16 protein-coding genes are annotated in these 17110 nt (G+C 64.6%); 8 read left to right on the forward strand and 8 right to left on the reverse strand.

Features of this window, described 5'->3' with window-relative positions; genetic code table 11:
* Positions 1 to 3 precede the first annotated feature (3 nt).
* From purF to IYW40_RS18960, 7 genes are all read right to left on the reverse strand, one after another.
* Positions 4 to 1500 carry an amidophosphoribosyltransferase gene (purF, locus tag IYW40_RS18930; RefSeq protein ID WP_196401796.1) on the reverse strand — a complete coding sequence of 499 codons (1497 nt, stop codon included), beginning with the start codon at positions 1498 to 1500 and terminating at the stop codon, positions 4 to 6.
* A gap of 96 nt (positions 1501 to 1596) precedes the next feature.
* A complete protein-coding gene (locus tag IYW40_RS18935; protein ID WP_196401797.1) occupies positions 1597 to 2232 on the reverse strand; it encodes a CvpA family protein in 636 nt (211 codons plus the stop codon).
* Between the two features lie 214 nt (positions 2233 to 2446).
* Positions 2447 to 3847, reverse strand: a complete 1401-nt coding sequence (radA, locus tag IYW40_RS18940; RefSeq protein WP_196401798.1) for a DNA repair protein RadA — start codon at positions 3845 to 3847, stop codon at positions 2447 to 2449.
* 64 nt (positions 3848 to 3911) lie between these two features.
* Positions 3912 to 4265: an integration host factor subunit alpha gene (locus IYW40_RS18945; protein ID WP_196401799.1), complete on the reverse strand. Its 354-nt coding sequence runs from the start codon at positions 4263 to 4265 to the stop codon at positions 3912 to 3914.
* A gap of 246 nt (positions 4266 to 4511) precedes the next feature.
* Positions 4512 to 5489 (reverse strand): beta-ketoacyl-ACP synthase III, encoded by a 978-nt coding sequence (locus IYW40_RS18950; RefSeq protein WP_196402223.1) that lies wholly within the window; start codon positions 5487 to 5489, stop codon positions 4512 to 4514.
* An 8-nt stretch (positions 5490 to 5497) separates the two neighbouring features.
* Positions 5498 to 6577 (reverse strand): phosphate acyltransferase PlsX, encoded by a 1080-nt coding sequence (plsX, locus tag IYW40_RS18955; RefSeq protein WP_196401800.1) that lies wholly within the window; start codon positions 6575 to 6577, stop codon positions 5498 to 5500.
* A 154-nt stretch (positions 6578 to 6731) separates the two neighbouring features.
* The gene (locus IYW40_RS18960; RefSeq protein WP_196401801.1) at positions 6732 to 7289 is read right to left on the reverse strand and encodes a DUF177 domain-containing protein; all 558 of its coding nucleotides are present in this window, start codon (positions 7287 to 7289) and stop codon (positions 6732 to 6734) included.
* 194 nt (positions 7290 to 7483) lie between these two features.
* Here IYW40_RS18960 and IYW40_RS18965 point away from each other — a divergent pair, with 194 nt between their 5' ends.
* Both IYW40_RS18965 and IYW40_RS18970 read left to right on the forward strand, forming a co-directional pair.
* The gene (locus tag IYW40_RS18965; protein ID WP_246720911.1) at positions 7484 to 7930 is read left to right on the forward strand and encodes an outer membrane protein assembly factor BamE; all 447 of its coding nucleotides are present in this window, start codon (positions 7484 to 7486) and stop codon (positions 7928 to 7930) included.
* Positions 7931 to 8179: 249 nt separating this feature from the next.
* Complete coding sequence (locus tag IYW40_RS18970; RefSeq protein WP_196401803.1) at positions 8180 to 9250, forward strand: transglycosylase SLT domain-containing protein; 1071 nt, start codon at positions 8180 to 8182, stop codon at positions 9248 to 9250.
* A 21-nt stretch (positions 9251 to 9271) separates the two neighbouring features.
* Here the strand turns inward: IYW40_RS18970 and argC are convergent, their stop codons facing one another.
* Positions 9272 to 10207, reverse strand: a complete 936-nt coding sequence (gene argC / locus IYW40_RS18975) for an N-acetyl-gamma-glutamyl-phosphate reductase (RefSeq protein ID WP_196401804.1) — start codon at positions 10205 to 10207, stop codon at positions 9272 to 9274.
* A gap of 38 nt (positions 10208 to 10245) precedes the next feature.
* Between argC and IYW40_RS18980 the strand changes: the two genes are divergently transcribed.
* The 6 genes from IYW40_RS18980 to IYW40_RS19005 all read left to right on the forward strand — a co-directional run bounded on the left by IYW40_RS18980 (position 10246) and on the right by IYW40_RS19005 (position 16982).
* Positions 10246 to 10563 (forward strand): DUF1289 domain-containing protein, encoded by a 318-nt coding sequence (locus IYW40_RS18980; protein WP_246720912.1) that lies wholly within the window; start codon positions 10246 to 10248, stop codon positions 10561 to 10563.
* A 77-nt stretch (positions 10564 to 10640) separates the two neighbouring features.
* A complete protein-coding gene (locus tag IYW40_RS18985; RefSeq protein WP_196401805.1) occupies positions 10641 to 10826 on the forward strand; it encodes a hypothetical protein in 186 nt (61 codons plus the stop codon).
* 11 nt (positions 10827 to 10837) lie between these two features.
* Positions 10838 to 11302, forward strand: coding sequence for a flavodoxin family protein (locus IYW40_RS18990; RefSeq protein WP_210327367.1), 465 nt, complete (start codon positions 10838 to 10840; stop codon positions 11300 to 11302).
* 71 nt (positions 11303 to 11373) lie between these two features.
* On the forward strand, positions 11374 to 12741 hold the full coding sequence (locus tag IYW40_RS18995) for a peptide MFS transporter (RefSeq protein ID WP_196401806.1): 1368 nt from the start codon (positions 11374 to 11376) through the stop codon (positions 12739 to 12741).
* 333 nt (positions 12742 to 13074) lie between these two features.
* A complete protein-coding gene (gene alaS, locus IYW40_RS19000; protein WP_196401807.1) occupies positions 13075 to 15747 on the forward strand; it encodes an alanine--tRNA ligase in 2673 nt (890 codons plus the stop codon).
* On the forward strand, positions 15744 to 16982 hold the full coding sequence (locus IYW40_RS19005; RefSeq protein ID WP_196401808.1) for a cyclic nucleotide-gated ion channel: 1239 nt from the start codon (positions 15744 to 15746) through the stop codon (positions 16980 to 16982). The genes alaS and IYW40_RS19005 overlap by 4 nt, the downstream gene beginning before the upstream one ends.
* The last annotated feature ends 128 nt before the right edge of the window (positions 16983 to 17110 follow it).

Below are 17110 nucleotides of genomic sequence, written 5' to 3' on the forward strand. Positions count from 1 at the left end.
CTATCAGCTTGCCTCCGCCAGCAGCGACAGTTGCGCGCGGTTTTCGCCGACAAGGTCGGTCAGCGACGTGGGATACTCCCCGGTGAAGCAGTGGTCGGTGAACTGCGGCCGGATGGGATCGCGGCGCTCGTAGCCCATGGCGCGATAGATGCCGTCGACCGACAGGAAGCCCAGCGAGTCGCAGCCGATATATTCGCGCATTTCATCGAGCGTATGCGTCGCGGCGAGCAGATTCTCCTTCTGCGGCGTATCGATGCCGTAGTAGTCCGGATTGGTGATCGGCGGCGACGAAATCAAGAAATGCACTTCCGTCGCGCCGGCGTCGCGCATCATCTGCACGATTTTCACCGACGTCGTGCCGCGCACGACGGAATCGTCGATGAGGATCACGCGTTTCCCGGCGACGACGCAGCGGTTGGCGCTGTGTTTCATGCGCACGCCGAAATCGCGGGCGATTTGCGTCGGCTCGATGAAGGTGCGCCCGACATAGTGATTGCGGATAATGCCGAGCTCGAACGGCACGCCGGATTGCTGCGAATAGCCGAGCGCCGCCGGCACGCCGGAGTCCGGCACGGGCACCACCACGTCCGCCTCGATCAGGCGCTCGCGCGCGAGCTCGGCGCCCATCGCCTTGCGCACCTCATAGACCGGACGGCCATGGACGATGGAATCGGGGCGGGCGAAATAGATATATTCGAAGATGCAGGGGCGCATCGGCTGCGGCGGAAACGGCCGCAAGCTCTGAATTCCGTCCTCGGAGATAATGACGATCTCGCCGTTCATCACGTCGCGCACGAAGCGCGCGCCGATAATGTCGAGCGCGCAAGTTTCCGACGCGAGAATATATTTTCCGTTGAATTCGCCGATGACGAGCGGCCGGATGCCGAGCGGATCGCGCGCGCCGATCAGCTTCTTGTTGGTGAGCGCGACGAGCGAATAGGCGCCTTCGATCGAGCGAAGCGCTTCAATGAAACGGTCGATGAGCAGCGGCCTGCGGCTGCGCGCCACGAGATGAAGGATGACCTCGGTGTCCGAAGTCGACTGGAAAATCGCGCCTTCGCGGATCAGTTCGCGGCGCAGCGTCTGGGCATTGGTGAGGTTGCCGTTGTGGGCGACCGCGAAGCCGCCCGTGTTCAGTTCCGCGAACAGCGGCTGCACGTTGCGCAGCATGGTTTCGCCGGTGGTGGCGTAGCGCACATGTCCGATCGCTGTGGCGCCGGGCAGGCGCTTGATCGTGTTTTCCTGAGAAAAGTGATCGCCGACCAAGCCCAGTCGGCGCTCGCCATGGAAGCGGCCGCCGTCGAAGCTGACGATGCCGGCCGCCTCTTGGCCGCGATGCTGCAGGGCGTGCAAGCCCAAGGCGGCGATCGCTGCGGCGTCCGGCAGATCGAAGACGCCGAATACGCCGCAATATTCGCGAAGCCTGTCGCCGTCGAGATCGTCTCTCGCGTCAATCTCGCGGGATGAGGATCGTTGAAGATCCTCGGCGGCCTCCGTCATGCTTCGTCCCCCGTGACGCGCCGCTCAGCACTCCCAAGCGCTCGGCCGTCGCATTCCCGTCATATGTGCCAGCGGCGGGGCCCAACCGCAAGACCATCATTCAGGCTTGTCGCCCGATTGAGGCGCCGCCTCGGCCGGAGCCTCTGTGCTTGCGTCGGTCGGCGCAGGCTGAATCTTGTCCGGCTCGACGTCGGCCGGTGGCTCCTCATTCGTCGGAGCGCCCTTCTTCGCCTTGATCTTGGCGACGAGGCTGTCGATGTCGTCGGGCAGCATTTCGCGCAGCTTCTCGCCGCCAGCCGTCAGGAACGGTTTAGCGCGCGCGTCCTTGATCCATTCTGGCTGATTCGTTTCGGGCACCAGCCAGCTGTAAAAGACGAAGGCGACGACGGCGAGCAGCGCGCCGCGAACGGCGCCGAACAGGAAGCCGAGCGTGCGATCGAGGGCGCCGACCTTCGAATCGAGGATGACGTCCGAGAGCTTCACCGTGATGAGAGAAACAGCGATCAAAGCGACGAAGAACACGGAGGCCACGGAAGCCGCGAGAGCGATCTCGTCCTTGCTGACGTATGGTTTGATGTAGGGCAGGGCGAGCGGATAAAAGAAATACGCCGCCGCCGCCGCCGCAACCCAGGACAGGATTGCAAGGACTTCGCGGGTGAAGCCGCGCAAAAGTGCGAGCATCCCCGAAATCAGAACGACGGTAATCACAGCCAAATCAAGATATGATGGCATCGCTAGCCCCTTGCTTGTTCGCCCGAGCTCTGAACGCTTCTGAATGGGCTGTTGGCCGCCTTCCGGGCGGCATCCGCACGACCCTCTCCAGAACCTGTGTCAACTTTGCGCCGCCGCGGGCAGCCAAGCGTCGGTCCGGCAGGCGTCTCGCTTTCGCACTGGCAGCCTTCTAACGCATCTTGAGGCCAGCCGGAAACACTAATGCGCGACCTCTTTAGCCGCGCGCGATGGTTCTTTCGCGCGTCGATATGCGGGCGATGGCGGCGACGAGGCCGCCGACGTCCGCGCAGGGACGGATCGTCACGCCGGCGCCGCGCCCATCATCGGAGATTTGTTGGGATTGCGGGACGACGGCGAGATGGAACCCGAGTTTCCCTGACTCGCGCAATCGCATGCCGGCGTGAATGACGGGCCGCACGGCGCCGGAGAGCCCGATTTCTCCAAAAAAGCACATGTCGGGCGGCAGGACGGCGCCGGTGAGCGACGAGACGAGGGCGGCGGCCGCGGCGAGATCGGCGGCCGGCTCGTGGGCTCGAAATCCACCCGCGACATTCAGATAGACGTCGTGCATGCCCAGCTTCAGCCCGCCATGCGCTTCGAGCACGGCCAGGATCATGGAGAGCCGATTCTGGTCGAAACCGACGACGGCGCGTCGCGGCGTGCCGAGGGAGCTCGGCGCGACGAGCGCCTGGATTTCGATCAGCAGCGGACGCTGCCCCTCCATGCCGGCGACGACCGCGGCGCCCGGCGCGCCAGAGTCTCGGCCGGCGAGAAAAAGCGCCGATGGATTGGCGACTTCGGCGAGGCCGAGGCTGGTCATCTCGAAGACGCCGATTTCGCCGGTCGCGCCAAATCGATTCTTGGAGGCGCGCAGCATGCGGAAATGATGCGCGCCGTCGCCCTCGAAGGACAGGACGGCGTCGACCATGTGTTCGACCACGCGCGGACCTGCGACCTGCCCGTCCTTGGTGACATGGCCGACGAGAACGATCGTCGAGCCTGTCGTCTTGGCGTGGCGCAGGAGCGCCTGGGCGCTTGCGCGCACCTGCGTCACCGTTCCAGGCGCCGACTCCGCCATGTTGGTGTGCATTGTCTGTATCGAATCGATCACGATCAACGCCGGGCGGGCGCCTGTCGCACAGGTGGCGAGAATGTCCTCGACCTGAGTTGCGGCGGCCAGCTCCACCGGCGCATCGGCGAGATTGAGCCTGGTTGCGCGCAGGCGCACCTGGGCGACGGCCTCTTCGCCCGAAATATAGACGACGCGCGCGCCGCGGCGCGCCAGAGTCGCGCAGGCCTGGATGAGCAGAGTGGATTTGCCAATGCCAGGCTCGCCGCCGAGCAGCAGCACCGAGCCCGGCACGAAGCCGCCGCCGGTGACGCGGTCGAATTCGTCGATTCCAGTCGCAATTCTTGGCGCTGCCCGGCCTTCGCCAGCCAGCCCCTCGAGTTCGAAGACGCGGCCGCGCGCGGCGCGGCGGGAAACGGCGGGTGCGCCGGCCTCCGACTCTTCAACGAGGCTGTTCCACTCGCCGCAGGAGTCACAGCGACCTTGCCACCGCGACGCGACGGCGCCGCAGTTCTGACAGACGTAGACTGCGCGGCTTTTGGCCATCACTGCTTGGCGCATGGCGCGCCGACGCTTGTCAAGCGGGTCAGCGCGCAGGACGGCGCAAGCGTCACTCGTCGCTGTTGATTCTTGCGCGCATGATGTTGGACGGCTTGAAGGAGACGACCAGCCGCGCCGAAATCTTGGCGCCTGCGCCAGTCTTCGGATTGCGTCCCAGCCGCTCCTTCTTAGAGCGCACAACAAAGGCGCCAAAGGAAGAGAGCTTGACGTCTTCGCGCGCGATGATGCGCTCGAAGATCTCTTCCAGCACCATTTCGACGTATTTCGCGGACTCCGCCCGCGGCACTCCGACTTTCCGATGGATTGCGTCTGCAAGGTCCGAACGGGTCACGGTGCCCCCGCTCGCCATGCGCTCGTCTGCCGCTTCGCCGTTTGGCTTAGCGGTCGCGTCCCCCTTGGCCATCTTCTGCCTTACAATTCATCAAAAACGACGGTCGTGGGCTGTTCGGAGCGCGCCGGGAGGGACGACGGGGCGCGATCAGGGCGGCGCGTTAGCGCTCCGAAACCCGCCCACAGCGGGTCTTCGCCACCGGCTATTGTCAGAATTTTTCAGAATTGAATGCGGAAATCAAGCGCAGGTTCTAACCGCGCGTGTAATATTTCCTGCCAATATTTGCTTACATTGAAATAGTTGTTGTATTACGCCAGCTTACCAGCGTATCAGCGCAGATCCCCAGGTAAAGCCGCCCCCGACAGCTTCAAGCATGACGAGATCGCCTTGTTTGATTCGTCCGTCCGCCGCGGCGACCGCCAAGGCCAGGGGCACCGACGCGGCGGAGGTGTTGCCGTGCAAATGCACGGTGGCGATGATCTTTTCCGGCGCAATCCCAAGCTTTTGCGCCGACATATCGATGATTCGGCGATTGGCCTGATGCGGCACGAACCAGTCGAGATCCTCGGGGGTCAGTCCCGTCGCGGCGAAAGCGTCCTTGACGACGTCGGTGACTTGACCGACCGCGAAGCGGAACACCTCTTTCCCCTCCATGCGCAGATGACCGACGGTTTGAGTCGCGGACGGGCCGCCGTCGACATGGAGTTTCGCGCGATGGCGTCCGTCAGAGCGCAGATGAGTCGTCAGCACGCCGCGCTCGTCGGATTCGCCTTGCGACGGCCGCGCCTCGAGCACCATCGCGCCGGCGCCGTCGCCAAACAGCACGCATGTGGTGCGGTCGGTCCAATCGATGATCCGGGAGAATGTCTCGGCGCCGATAACAAGCGCGCGCTTGTGCGAGCCCGAGCGTAGAAATTTTTCCGCCGTGGCGATGGCGAAAACGAATCCGGAGCAGACGGCCTGCAGATCAAACGCCACGCCATGCGTAATGCCGAGGGCCGCTTGAATCTGCGTCGCTGTTGACGGGAAGGTCCAGTCGGGGGTCGATGTCGCCACAATGATCAGGTCGATGTCGGCGGCGGCGATTCCCGCGTTGGCGAGCGCATCGCGCGCGGCCATCTCCCCGAGCATCGACGTCGTCTCGCCTTCCGCGGCGATATGGCGCTCCTTGATTCCCGTTCGCTGCACAATCCACTCGTCGCTCGTGTCGACGAGCTTGGACAGCTCGGCATTGCTGAGCGTCTTCGCAGGCAAATAGGCGCCCACGCCAAGAACGACGGAACGCAGTTGAGGCATGCTTGTGGTCACTGAGCGGCTTCCCGGGGAGGACTGGTCGAATCGGCGCCGTCCTGCCCCTCGAGGCGGTGCGCCAGCGCGACAGTGTCGCGAATACGATTGAGAAGGTCGCTGCCCGCCATCTCGTGGCCGATCTCGATCGCGCGCGCAAAGCCGATTGGATCGGCGCCGCCGTGGCTCTTCATGACAATTCCCTCAAGCCCAAGGAACACGCCGCCATTTGTCGCCCGCGTGTCCACCTTGGCGCGAAGCTCGCGGAAGGCGCCCTGCGCCAGAAGATAGCCGAGCTTGGCGAGCAGCGATCCGGCCATCGCCTGTTTAAGATAAGCCGAGATCTGCTCGGCAGTCCCTTCGGCCGTCTTGAGGGCGATGTTGCCGGTAAAGCCATCGGGGGTCACGACGACGTCGACGACGCCTTTGCCGATTCCGTCGCCCTCGACAAAGCCGCGGTAATCGAAACCGGGCAGATTGAGGTCGCGCAGCAGGGTCGACGCCGCCTTCACCTGCTCTATGCCCTTGATTTCTTCGGTGCCAACGTTGAGCAGGCCGACGGTCGGACGCTCAAGACCCAGGATGACCCGCGCCATCGCCGCGCCCATGATCGCAAGATCGACCAGATGGCTGGCGTTGGCGCCGATCGAGGCGCCGACGTCGAGCACCACGGACTGCCCCCTTAGCGTCGGCCAAAGGCAGGCGAGCGCGGGACGATCGACGCGCGCCATCGTGTGCAGACAGATTTTCGCCATGGCCATGAGCGCGCCGGTGTTGCCGGCCGAAACCGCGACGTCGGCGTCGCCTTTCTTGACCGCTTCGATCGCGAGCCACATCGACGAGACCCGCCGCCCGTAGCGCAGCGCCTGACTCGGCCTGTCGTCCATACGGATCGACACCGAAGAGTGGCGCACGTCGGCGCATTCGGCGAGGCGCGGATAGCGTTGAAGTTGCGCGCGGATCGCCGGCTCGTCGCCGATCAACAGAAAGCGGCTCTCGGGACGCCGTTCGAGCGCGTTGGCGGCGCCCGCGATGGTCACCTTCGGACCAAAATCGCCGCCCATCGCGTCGAGCGCGATCCGAATAGTTTGCGGCATTTAACCCGTTTCTCCCGACTGCGCGCCTGGTTCCGCCGCCTTAATTCTTGGCCGGCCTTCGTGTGACGCGTCCGAGAAGCGCGTTCGCGCTCCCGCCCTTGCGGGCGACTTGCCATTTGCTGGCCATAGGCGCAAGTGCCTATTCTGTCTCGCCTCAAGCCTCGCGGCGCGGTTTGAGCCGTCCCAGGGCGGCGAAAGCCGAGACGGCCTGAGCTCCGTCGCCAGGTTGCGGTTCGACGAAATTCGCACCTGGCTTGCGAGGATAGGGATCAAGAGCCAGCGTGAAGAACTCGGAAACGACGGCGCCGAGATCGACGACGCCGCCGATCAACGGGTCAGGCGGATCCTCATCCAACGTGATTTCAGTCGTCTCTTCATGTCGCCTTCGGTTGCGCGGCGCCTCGTCCCGCGGCGGCGCAAAGCGCATCTGAATGGGTTCGATGAGCTCCGAGTCGAACTCCTCGAGCGTCGTGACGCAGATTTGCCGAATGCGCGCGCGCAACTCGCCCTCGATCTCCAATCCGTCGCCGCGCCGTTGCCGCGCCCGCAGTTTCGCTTGGAGCGAATGGACGGCGGGCAGCGCATTGAGCTGCGCCAGTGCGGCGCATTCGAGCGGCGTCGCGCGGATGTCGACGTCGAGACCTTCAGGGGGCACTTCAGAGAGGGCGAGACGGCGCGAAAGCGGCGCATGCGAGTCGAAAGTGTTGTTCATGGCGCTGTCTCCATGTCGCTGTCTCCATGTCGCGGGCGTTCCATAGAACCAGATATGTGCGTCGGCGCACGGACGCCAGCGCTGCGCAGTGCAAGAAGAGCGTCTTGCATTCGCTGCGTTCGAAGATTACGGATTTGGCGAGGGACTATCGACCGGGCGCAGGCGCGCCGCGGCGGATGATTTCGGAGACATTCATGGCGCAGGCTTTGCGCGTCGTTTCTCGTATAGCGGCCGTGGCCGGCCTCGCTGCTTCGCTTTCCGCTTGTCTCGGGTACGAGGGCGTCGTCAACCGCGGCGCCGTGCTCGATTCGCGCAGCACCGGGCAGATCAAGCCTGGCATGCCGGCGCAGCAGGTGATGGCGACCCTTGGCACCCCCTCCACAACGTCGACGGTCGGCGGTGACGCCTGGTATTACGTCAGCCAGCGTATTGAGCGCAAATTCGCCTTCATGCCACAGAATATTACCGATCAGCGCGTCTATGCGGTTTACTTCGACAAGTCGAAGAAAGTTCAGCGCGTGGCCGATTACGGCATGGAGGACGGCAAGCCGATCGACTTCATCACCCGCACGACGCCGACCGCCGGCCCCGAATATCATCTGCTCCAAGGCATGCTCTCCAAGGTGTCGAATCTCTTTTAGAGACACCCGCTCTCGTTTCGAGACGCCGGCCGCAGCAAGTTCGCGTCTCGACTAGTGGCGTCATTGTGGCGACAGCGATGTGCCTGTCGGCGTAATCTATTGTAACTCATGAGTTTTCGGCTGCCGCGCGTCTGTGGCGCGGCCGTAATTGTGGCGCGAGCATGGCTCCGGCCGTCGATCTTTCGCCCCGCCTCGCAGGTAACCTTCTGTTTACGCAAACTTTGCGTAATTGTGGAGAAACCGCGAAGCATGACCGTCACGCTGACGAACGCCCCGCCGCCTTCGAAGGATGAGAAGGTCGCGTCGCCTCGCTCAGGCCGGCAGTCCAAGGCGTCGCCCCACGCGACCTTGCCGGGCTTACTGCTTGATCAATCCTGTTCTCCTTTGTTGCGGGCGCTTTGCGTCGCGACCTTGCTTTCGGTGCTGGCTGTCCTGGCGATGACGGCTGAGCGCGACGAGACTCGTCGTCCGGAGCGGACCGCGCGCGCTGCACGCGTCCGCGTCGCCGCCTCTCCGCTGACGACGCTGACGCAATCCGCCGCCGATGACGATACGGCGCTCGACTCGGATTTCTCTTTGGACCAGGCGGCGCTCACCTGGTCGCATCGGCTCGGGAGTGACGACGCCTTCGATGCGCCGGGCGTGATGCGGTTCGGGTCCGTCAAGGTGCAGCAATCGATCGTCGAGCGCGTTGTTAAAGCGGCGCAGACGACTGAAATGGACCCGGCGCTGCTCATGGCCATCGCCGACAAGGAGTCGAATTTCTCCTCGACGGCGAAAGCACGGACGTCTTCCGCCAGCGGGCTCTTCCAATTCGTCGAGAAGACCTGGCTTAAGGCGATGAAAACCTTCGGTTGGCGCCATGGTCACGGCGAGACGGCGGCGGTGATCGCGAGCGACGATTCGGCGCGCGTCAGCGGACAGAAGCGGGCGCAAATCCTGGGCCTGCGCAACGATCCCTATCTTTCCGCAGTTCTCGCCGCCGAAATGCTCAAGAAGGACAGTTCCAGGATCGCCGAGAAGATCGGCCGTCCTCTGACCCGCGGCGAAACCTACCTCATCCACTTCCTGGGCCCGGACGACGCCGAACGCTTCATGCGGACCATGGACGAGGCGCCGCACACGTCGGCGGCGTCGCTACTGCCGAGGCCGGCGCGCGCCAATAAGCCGATCTTCTACGAGCAGCAGGGCCGCCGGCTCAAAGTTCGCTCGGTCCAGGAGGTGCATGAAGCCTTCGAGACGATGATGGACAAGCGCACCAGCCGCTATGAGGACGTCGCGGCGAAACTGCCGGGAGGCGCCACCGCCTATGCCGAATAGGCGTGCGAAGCTTCGCCGGCGTTAGGCTGAGACGGCGGTCTTCCCCATCATCAGGTCGAGATTTTGCACCGCCGCGCCGGCCGCGCCTTTGCCGAGATTATCAAGCCGCGCGACGAGCAGGGCGTGGCGGCGCGCTTCGTTTGCGACGACAAAGAGTTCCAAATCGTCGGTTCCGTTCAGCGCCAGCGGGTCGAGCTTGCCGCTTGTCGGCGCGGCCGCGAGCCGGACATGTTTCGCCTCGGCGTAGTGACCCGCATAGGCGCCTTCGAAATCCCCGGCTTTGGGCTTACCGGGCAACGCGTCGAGCGCGAGCGGCATCGAGACCAGCATGCCCTGCCTGAAATTGCCGACCGAGGGCACAAAAAGCGGACGCTCGGAAAGCTTCGAATAGGCCATGATCTCGGGCACATGTTTGTGCTCGAGGCTGAGCGCATAGAGCTCGAACGCCGGCGCTTCGCCGCGCTCATAGGCTTCGATCATCTGCCGTCCGCCCCCCGAATAGCCGGAGATGGCGTTGATCGTCAGCGGCTGGTCCGACCGGATAAGCCCGGCGTCGACGAGCGGACGGATGAGCGCGATCGCGCCCGTGGCGTAGCAGCCGACGTTCGCGATCCGGCGCCCGCGGGCGATCGCCGCCGCCTGTCCCTTGCAAAGCTCTGCGAATCCATAGACCCAACCATCCGCCACGCGATGCGCCGTGGAGGCGTCGAGCAATCGCGGGCTCTCGTCGCCAAGCGCGTCGCAGAGCGCGACGGTTTCTCTGGCCGCGTCGTCCGGCAGACACAAAATCGCGATGTCGACGGAAGCGAGAATGTCGCGCTTCGCGGCGACGTCCTTGCGCGTCTCCTGTGGGAGCGCGTGGATCGAAATGTCCGCGCGCCCGGAGAGCCGCTCGCGGATTTCGAGCCCCGTGGTGCCGGCGTCGCCGTCGATGAAGATTTTCGTTTTTGTGGTCATGGCCCGCATCTAGTCGATTTGGCGAAGGAGAAAAAGGATTGTCGCGAAGAACCTCTGGGGTTTTTGACGCGCGCGGCGCGCCATCCTATAGCGCGGCGGGACGCATCCGCCGTCATCCGGGCGCCGCGCAGTCAAAAGTGGAGCCGATGGTCGACAGTCCGTGCATAAAGATCTGCGAACTTGATCAGGACGGCGTGTGCGTCGGCTGCGGCCGCACGCGCGCCGAGATCGCCGGCTGGATGTCGATGTCGGATGCGCAAAAAGTCCAGGTCGTCGAGCGGGCGGACAAGCGCAAGCGCGCGATGAGCGCCAGCGACAAAAGCAAGCCCCAACCTCTTATCGCGTCGAGCGAATAGTGGTGACGACGACATTGCGCGCTCTATATCGATTTATACGAAATGAGTTTTGACCGCCTCCTTGAGGAGGAGAGCTTATGGCGAAGCAGGTAACGGAAACAGACGGCGCGCTGAGAGCCTATGCGCTGCGGTTGGTGGATTCGGTCTACAACGCCTCGGTCTATGCGGTGATCGCCTACAGCGGGCTGCTGGTCCTGCTCGCGATCATCGGCCTGGCGATCTTCATGAAAATTATTTACGTGCCAGAATTTCATCCCTGGTAGCCGCGCTCATTTTGCCAAAGCGCCTGCTCATCGTCGCGCATGCGCCGTCGCGCAATACCGAGCGGCTGCGGGACGCGGTCGCCGCCGGCGCGCGGGCGCCCGAGATCGAAGGCGTCGAGGTTGAGACGCTCAGCCCTTTCGCGGCGACGCCCGAGCATGTTCTCGCCGCGCAGGCGGTCATTCTCGGAACCACCGAAAATCTCGGCTACATGAGCGGAGCGCTCAAGGACTTCTTCGATCGTTGCTACTCTCCCTTGTTGGAGCGCACGCAGGGCCTGCCATACGCGCTCTACATTCGCGCCGGCCATGACGGAACGGGAACGCGGCGCGGCGTCGAGACGATCGTGACCGGCCTGCGCTGGCGCGCGATTCGCGAGCCGCTCATTTGCCGGGGCGAATGGCGGGAAGACTTCGTCGATGAATGCCGCGAACTGGGCATGCTCGTCGCGGCAGGCCTCGACGTGGGGGCGATTTGAGCCGATCAAGCCATCGTCTATAGCAGCCGCGCGGGCCGCAGGCCGGCGCGAACGATGGTCCGGCAGGGCGAATGCAGCGAAGCGACGATTTTCTCGGCCATCCGCGCGGGCTCGCCTTTCTCTTCGCTTCCGAAATGTGGGAGCGCTTTTCCTATTACGGCATGCGGGCGCTTCTCGTCCTCTACATGGTCGACTACTTGCTGACGCCGGCGCGCATGGACGCGGCGCTCGGCCTAGACGCCTTGAAGCGCGGGCTCGAGACGCTTTCCGGCCCGCTCGGTCCGCAACCTTTCGCCTCGCAAATCTACGGGCTCTACACCGGCCTCGTTTATCTCGCGCCGATTCTGGGCGGGGCGATCGCCGATCGTTGGTTAGGGCGCGCGCGCACGATCGTCATCGGCGCGGCGTTGATGGCCGTCGGCCATTTCATGATGGCTTATGATCGCCTCTTTCTGATCGCGCTGCTTTGCATCGCCTTCGGCTGCGGCGGCTTCAAGCCGAACATCTCCGTCCAGGTCGGGGAGCTTTATGCGCCGACCGACGCCCGTCGCGACCGCGCTTATTCGATCTTCTATGTCGGGATCAATATCGGCGCGTTCTTCGCGCCGCTGGTTTGCGGAACATTAGGGGAGACGATCGGCTGGCATTATGGCTTCGCCTGCGCGGGCGTCGGCATGGCGATCGGCCTCGCGGCGTATGTGATGGGCCTTCCGAGTCTGCCGCCCGAGCCGATGCGCGGCGTAAGGCGCGCCCCGACGGCGCAGGCGCGCGCGCAGTTTCGCCGGTCGCTCATCATCCTCATGCTGCTCTTTGCGCCTTCCGCGCTGTTCTGGGCGGCCTTCGAGCAGCAGGGCAACACGATCGCGCTCTGGGCGGCGCAATCCACCGACCGCGGCGTCGATGTTTTCGGATGGCGCGCCGAAATTCCGGTGACGTGGTTTCAGGCCTTCAATCCGCTGATGATCTTTCTCTTCACGCCGCCGCTCGTTTCCTTTTGGAGCCGGCTCTCTCGGGCAGGGCGCGAGCCCTCGACGATCAGTAAAATGTCGCTCGGCTGTCTCGGCGTCGCCGTGAGCTACGGCGTCATGGCGCTTGCGGCATGGACGAGCGACGGCGGTAAGGCGAGCTGGCTTTGGCTCCTCGCCTTTTTTGCCGTCATCACCGTCTCGGAGCTGCATTTCTCGCCGATCGCCCTGTCGCTCGTGTCGCATGTCGCGCCGGAAGGTTCGCGCTCGGCGCTGATGGGCGTGTGGTTCACATCGATGTTTCTCGGCAATCTCCTGGCGGGATGGCTCGGCAGTTTGTGGTCGAGCGTCGCCAGCGTGTATTTCTTCCTGCTGATGGGCGCGCTCGGCGTCGTCGGCGCGCTGATCGTTGAGGCTGCGCGGCGACCGCTTGGCGGCCTCCTGTCTTCCCGCGTTCGGCGCAGAGGCGACTGAGAGGAGCGGCTCGCGCTCTGTCGTCGGCTCGCCGCCGCCGCAGCGGCAATGTCAGCTGATCCGGCACGGTTTAAGTTACAAGGATGGGGAAGCCCTTCGCCCGATCGCCCTGCCTGGCGGTCCCCTCGCCATTGCCGTTTCCCCCCGAAACTGTCATATCGCGCATGACGAAGCGCGCGACGGCGCCGCCTGCCGCAGCCTTCGCCGCAACCTCGGGCCGTCGCCTGTTTCGTTGAAACGAAAGGCCGCTCCAGGTTATTGTTTTAAACGCGTCTCCCGCATCGGCGCAAAAGCCGCTTCGGCGACAGAGACGCATTCGCGAGCCGTGACCGCATGAGTGGCGTCAACCAGATCCGAACCGCCTTCCTCGACTATTTCGCGCATAATGGGCACGAGAAAGTCGCCTCCTCGTCGCTTGTGCCGCACAATGATCCGACGTTGATGTTCACCAACGCCGGCATGGTGCCATTCAAGAACGTCTTCACCGGCGTCGAAAAGCGCGCCTATGCGCGCGCCGCATCGGCGCAAAAATGCGTGCGCGCCGGCGGCAAGCACAACGACCTCGACAATGTCGGCTATACCGCGCGCCATCACACCTTCTTTGAAATGCTGGGTAATTTCTCCTTCGGAGACTATTTCAAGGAAGGCGCGATCGAGCTCGCCTGGAACCTCATCACGCGCGAATTCGGGCTCAACGTCGATCGGCTGCTCGTCACGGTCTATCACGATGACGACGAGGCCTATGATCTGTGGAAAAAGATCGCCGGCTTCGATGACAGCCGCATCATCCGCATCGCCAGCGCCGACAATTTCTGGAGCATGGGCGACACGGGGCCCTGCGGCCCCTGCTCGGAGATCTTCTACGATCAGGGCGAGACGCTCAAAGGCGGCCCGCCCGGAAGCCCGGACGAGGACGGCGACAGATTCCTGGAGTTCTGGAACCTCGTCTTCATGCAATATGAGCAGGTGGCGCCGGGGCAGCGCGCGCCGCTGCCGCGCCCCTCGATCGACACCGGCATGGGGTTGGAGCGCATCGCCGCGCTGATGCAGGGCGTGACCTCCAATTACGACATCGATCTCTTCCGCGCGCTGACCGGCGCGGTCGCCGATTTCACCGGCGCGCCGGTCGACGGCCCGCAGGGCGCGAGCCATCGCGTCATCGCCGACCATCTGCGCGCCTCCTCCTTCCTCGTCGCCGATGGCGTCACGCCGTCGAACGAAGGCCGCGGCTATGTGCTGCGCCGGATCATGCGCCGCGCCATGCGGCACGCGCAGCTTCTCGGCGCGAAGGAGCCGCTGATGTGGAGGCTGGCGCCGACGCTCGTCGCCGAGATGGGGCAGGCCTATCCGGAACTGGTGCGCGCGCAGTCGCTCATCGCCGACACGCTGCTCTCCGAAGAGACGCGCTTTCGCGCGACCTTGGCGCGCGGCCTCGCGATCCTCGACGAAGAGACGGCGGCGCTCGGCCAGGGCGACAAGCTTTCCGGCGAAACCGCGTTCAAGCTCTACGACACCTACGGCTTTCCGCTCGATCTCACCGAGGACGCCTTGCGTCCGCGCGGCATCGGCGTCGACAAGGAGGTTTTCAACGCGGCGATGGAGCGCCAGCGAGCGGACGCGCGCAAGGCCTGGGCCGGCTCCGGGGAAACCGCGACCGAAGCGCTCTGGTTCGCGCTGAAGGAACGTCTCGGCGCGACCGAATTCCTCGGCTACGAAACTGAAAGAAGCGAGGGCGTCGTCACCGCCATTATTCATGACGGCGGCGAGGCCTTTTCGCTGAAGGAAGGCGCGCGCGGGGCGCTGATCCTCAATCAGACCCCCTTCTACGGCGAATCGGGCGGTCAGGTCGGCGACGTCGGCGTGATGCGCGCCCGCGGCCTGCGCTTTCGCGTCGAAAATACCGTCAAAAAGCTCGGCGACCTCATCGTTCACGAGGGCGTCGTCGAAGAGGGCGAGATCACGCCCGGTCTCGCGCTCGAACTCGACGTTGACCACGAGCGCCGCACCCAGTCGCGCGCCAACCATTCGGCCACGCATATTCTGCATGAGGCGCTGCGGCAGGTGCTCGGCGAGCATGTGGCGCAAAGAGGGTCGCTCGTTGCGCCCGAACGGCTGCGCTTCGACTTCACCCATCCCAAGCCGCTCACCGATGAGGAGTTGGCCCGCGTCGAAACCCTCGCCAATGAAATCATTCAGGACAATGCGCCCGTCGAGACGCGGGTGATGGCTCAGGACGACGCCATCCGCTCTGGCGCGCGCGCGCTCTTTGGCGAGAAATATGGCGACGAAGTGCGCGTCGTCTCGATGGGCCCGGTGAGTCCGGGCGCCGCGCATCCCTTCTCTGTCGAGCTGTGCGGCGGCACGCATGTTTCGCGCACCGGCGATATCGGCCTCATCGCCATTGTCGGGGAAGGCGCGGTCGCCTCCGGCGTGCGCCGCATCGAGGCGCGCACCGCCGAGGGCGCGCGCAGCCAGCTCGTCTCGCAGTCGCGCGCGCTGCGCGACATGGCGGCGCTGATGCGCGCGCCGCTCGAGGACGCGCCGGCGCGGCTTGCCGCGCTTCTCGACGAGCGCAAGCGGCTGGAGCGCGAACTCGCGGACGCCAAGCGCAAGCTGGCGATGGGCGGCGGCGCTGGCGACGGCGCCGCCGAGAAGCCGCGCGACATCGGCGGCGTCAAGCTCCTGGCGCGCGCCGTCGAAGGCATCGAGGCCAAGGATTTGAAGTCGATGGTCGATGACGCCAAGAAGGCGATCGGCTCGGGCGTCGTCGCGTTCGCCAGCGCCTCGCCCGACGGCAAGGCCGGCATCGTCGTCGGCGTCACCGACGATCTCACGGAAAAATACAGCGCCGTGGATTTCGTGCGCGTCGCGAGCGTCATGCTCGGCGGCAAGGGCGGCGGCGGCCGCCCCGACCTTGCGCAGGCGGGCGGCCCCAACGCCGCCGCCATCGATCAGGCGCTCGCTTCCGTCGAGGACGCGTTGCGCGGAAAAGCAGCCGCGCCATGAACGAGCCGGACCGGCGGCGCGGTCTGGCTTTGTTGCGGCGGCGCGTCCACGTCGTCCTTGACGGCGGCAGTCATGATCGGTTCGCGCGCGTCGTCCATCGCGGGCTGATTGGGCTCGTCGTGCTGTCGGTCGTTTCGGTGATCTTCGAATCGGTGCCGGAATATAGCGACCGCTATGAGGACATCTTCAACCTCATTGAATATGTCGCCGTCGCCGCCTTCACGCTCGAATATGTCTTGCGCGTCTGGTGCGCGCCCGAACATGCGCTCTACGCGGGCCGCTCGCCGACGGCGGCGCGGCTCGCCTTCATCGCATCAGGCTGGGCGCTGATCGACCTCGCCGCCTTCCTGCCCTTCTATCTTTCGTTCTACTTCTCAGCGGATTTGCGCGTCTTTTTGATGCTGCGCCTGCTGCGATTCTTCAAATTCGCGCGCTATTCTCCCGGCATCCGCACCTTGCTCGCGGTGATCGAGGCTGAGCGCAAGGCGCTGCTCGCCTGGCTGATCATTCTGTTTGGCGCGGTGCTGTTCTTTTCGACGGCGATGCATATCGCCGAACATGAGGCGCAGCCCGAAAAATTCGGCACGATCCCCGACGCCATGTGGTGGGCGATCGAAACGGTGACGACCGTCGGCTATGGCGAAGTCATCCCGCTCACGCTGGCGGGCAAGCTCATCGCCTCCTTCGCCATGGTGACGGGCTTTCTGCTGCTGGGCCTGCCGGTCGGCATTCTCGCCACCGCCTTCGCCGAAGAGATTCACCGCCGCGAATTCGTCGTCACCTGGACGATGGTCGCCAGCGTGCCGCTGTTTCGCGGTCTCGACGCGGCCGGGATCGCCGAGATCATGCGTTACCTTCGGGCGCAGTCCATACCCCGGGGAGCAATGATCGTGCGCAAGGGCGATCCCGCCCATTCGATGTATTTCATCGCCGAGGGCGAGGTTGAAGTCGAGCTGGCGCATGAAAACGTCACGCTCGGCGAAGGGCAGTTCTTCGGCGAGATCGCCGTTCTGCACAAAACGTTGCGCTCCGCCGACGTGCGGGCGACCGCGCCGACGAAGCTCCTCATCCTCGACGCCTATGATCTGCAGACGCTGACCAAGCGCAATCCGGAAATCGGAGAGGCGATCCGCGAGATTGCGCGGTCACGATCCGAGCTCGCGCCAGCGGAGCGGCACGGCGACATGATTGAAGCGGAGCTCGAGGAACCGGCGGAAGACGTGAGCGAGACATAGCTCACGCTGCGTTTGAGCGGTTTCGCAATGAGAGCGCCGCGTGGATGCCCGCGACAAGCGCGGGCATGACGTCGAAGAGACACTCGCGTGGAAGCAGTCTCTAACGTCGTTGCGCAATCACTCAGCCG

The sequence above is a fragment of the Methylocystis sp. H4A genome, from assembly GCF_015709545.1.
GTDB lineage: Bacteria > Pseudomonadota > Alphaproteobacteria > Rhizobiales > Beijerinckiaceae > Methylocystis > Methylocystis silviterrae.

Bases quoted from the DNA above. Each gene is read 5' to 3' on its own strand.
- purF (WP_196401796.1), bottom strand. From the start codon at position 1,500: ATGACGGAGGCCGCCGAGGATCTTCAACGATCCTCATCCCGCGAGATT.
- IYW40_RS18935 (WP_196401797.1), bottom strand. From the start codon at position 2,232: ATGCCATCATATCTTGATTTGGCTGTGATTACCGTCGTTCTGATTTCG.
- radA (WP_196401798.1), bottom strand. From the start codon at position 3,847: ATGGCCAAAAGCCGCGCAGTCTACGTCTGTCAGAACTGCGGCGCCGTC.
- IYW40_RS18945 (WP_196401799.1), bottom strand. From the start codon at position 4,265: ATGGCCAAGGGGGACGCGACCGCTAAGCCAAACGGCGAAGCGGCAGAC.
- IYW40_RS18950 (WP_196402223.1), bottom strand. From the start codon at position 5,489: ATGCCTCAACTGCGTTCCGTCGTTCTTGGCGTGGGCGCCTATTTGCCT.
- plsX (WP_196401800.1), bottom strand. From the start codon at position 6,577: ATGCCGCAAACTATTCGGATCGCGCTCGACGCGATGGGCGGCGATTTT.
- IYW40_RS18960 (WP_196401801.1), bottom strand. From the start codon at position 7,289: ATGAACAACACTTTCGACTCGCATGCGCCGCTTTCGCGCCGTCTCGCC.
- IYW40_RS18965 (WP_246720911.1), top strand. From the start codon at position 7,484: ATGGCGCAGGCTTTGCGCGTCGTTTCTCGTATAGCGGCCGTGGCCGGC.
- IYW40_RS18970 (WP_196401803.1), top strand. From the start codon at position 8,180: ATGACCGTCACGCTGACGAACGCCCCGCCGCCTTCGAAGGATGAGAAG.
- argC (WP_196401804.1), bottom strand. From the start codon at position 10,207: ATGACCACAAAAACGAAAATCTTCATCGACGGCGACGCCGGCACCACG.
- IYW40_RS18985 (WP_196401805.1), top strand. From the start codon at position 10,641: ATGGCGAAGCAGGTAACGGAAACAGACGGCGCGCTGAGAGCCTATGCG.
- IYW40_RS18995 (WP_196401806.1), top strand. From the start codon at position 11,374: ATGCAGCGAAGCGACGATTTTCTCGGCCATCCGCGCGGGCTCGCCTTT.
- alaS (WP_196401807.1), top strand. From the start codon at position 13,075: ATGAGTGGCGTCAACCAGATCCGAACCGCCTTCCTCGACTATTTCGCG.
- IYW40_RS19005 (WP_196401808.1), top strand. From the start codon at position 15,744: ATGAACGAGCCGGACCGGCGGCGCGGTCTGGCTTTGTTGCGGCGGCGC.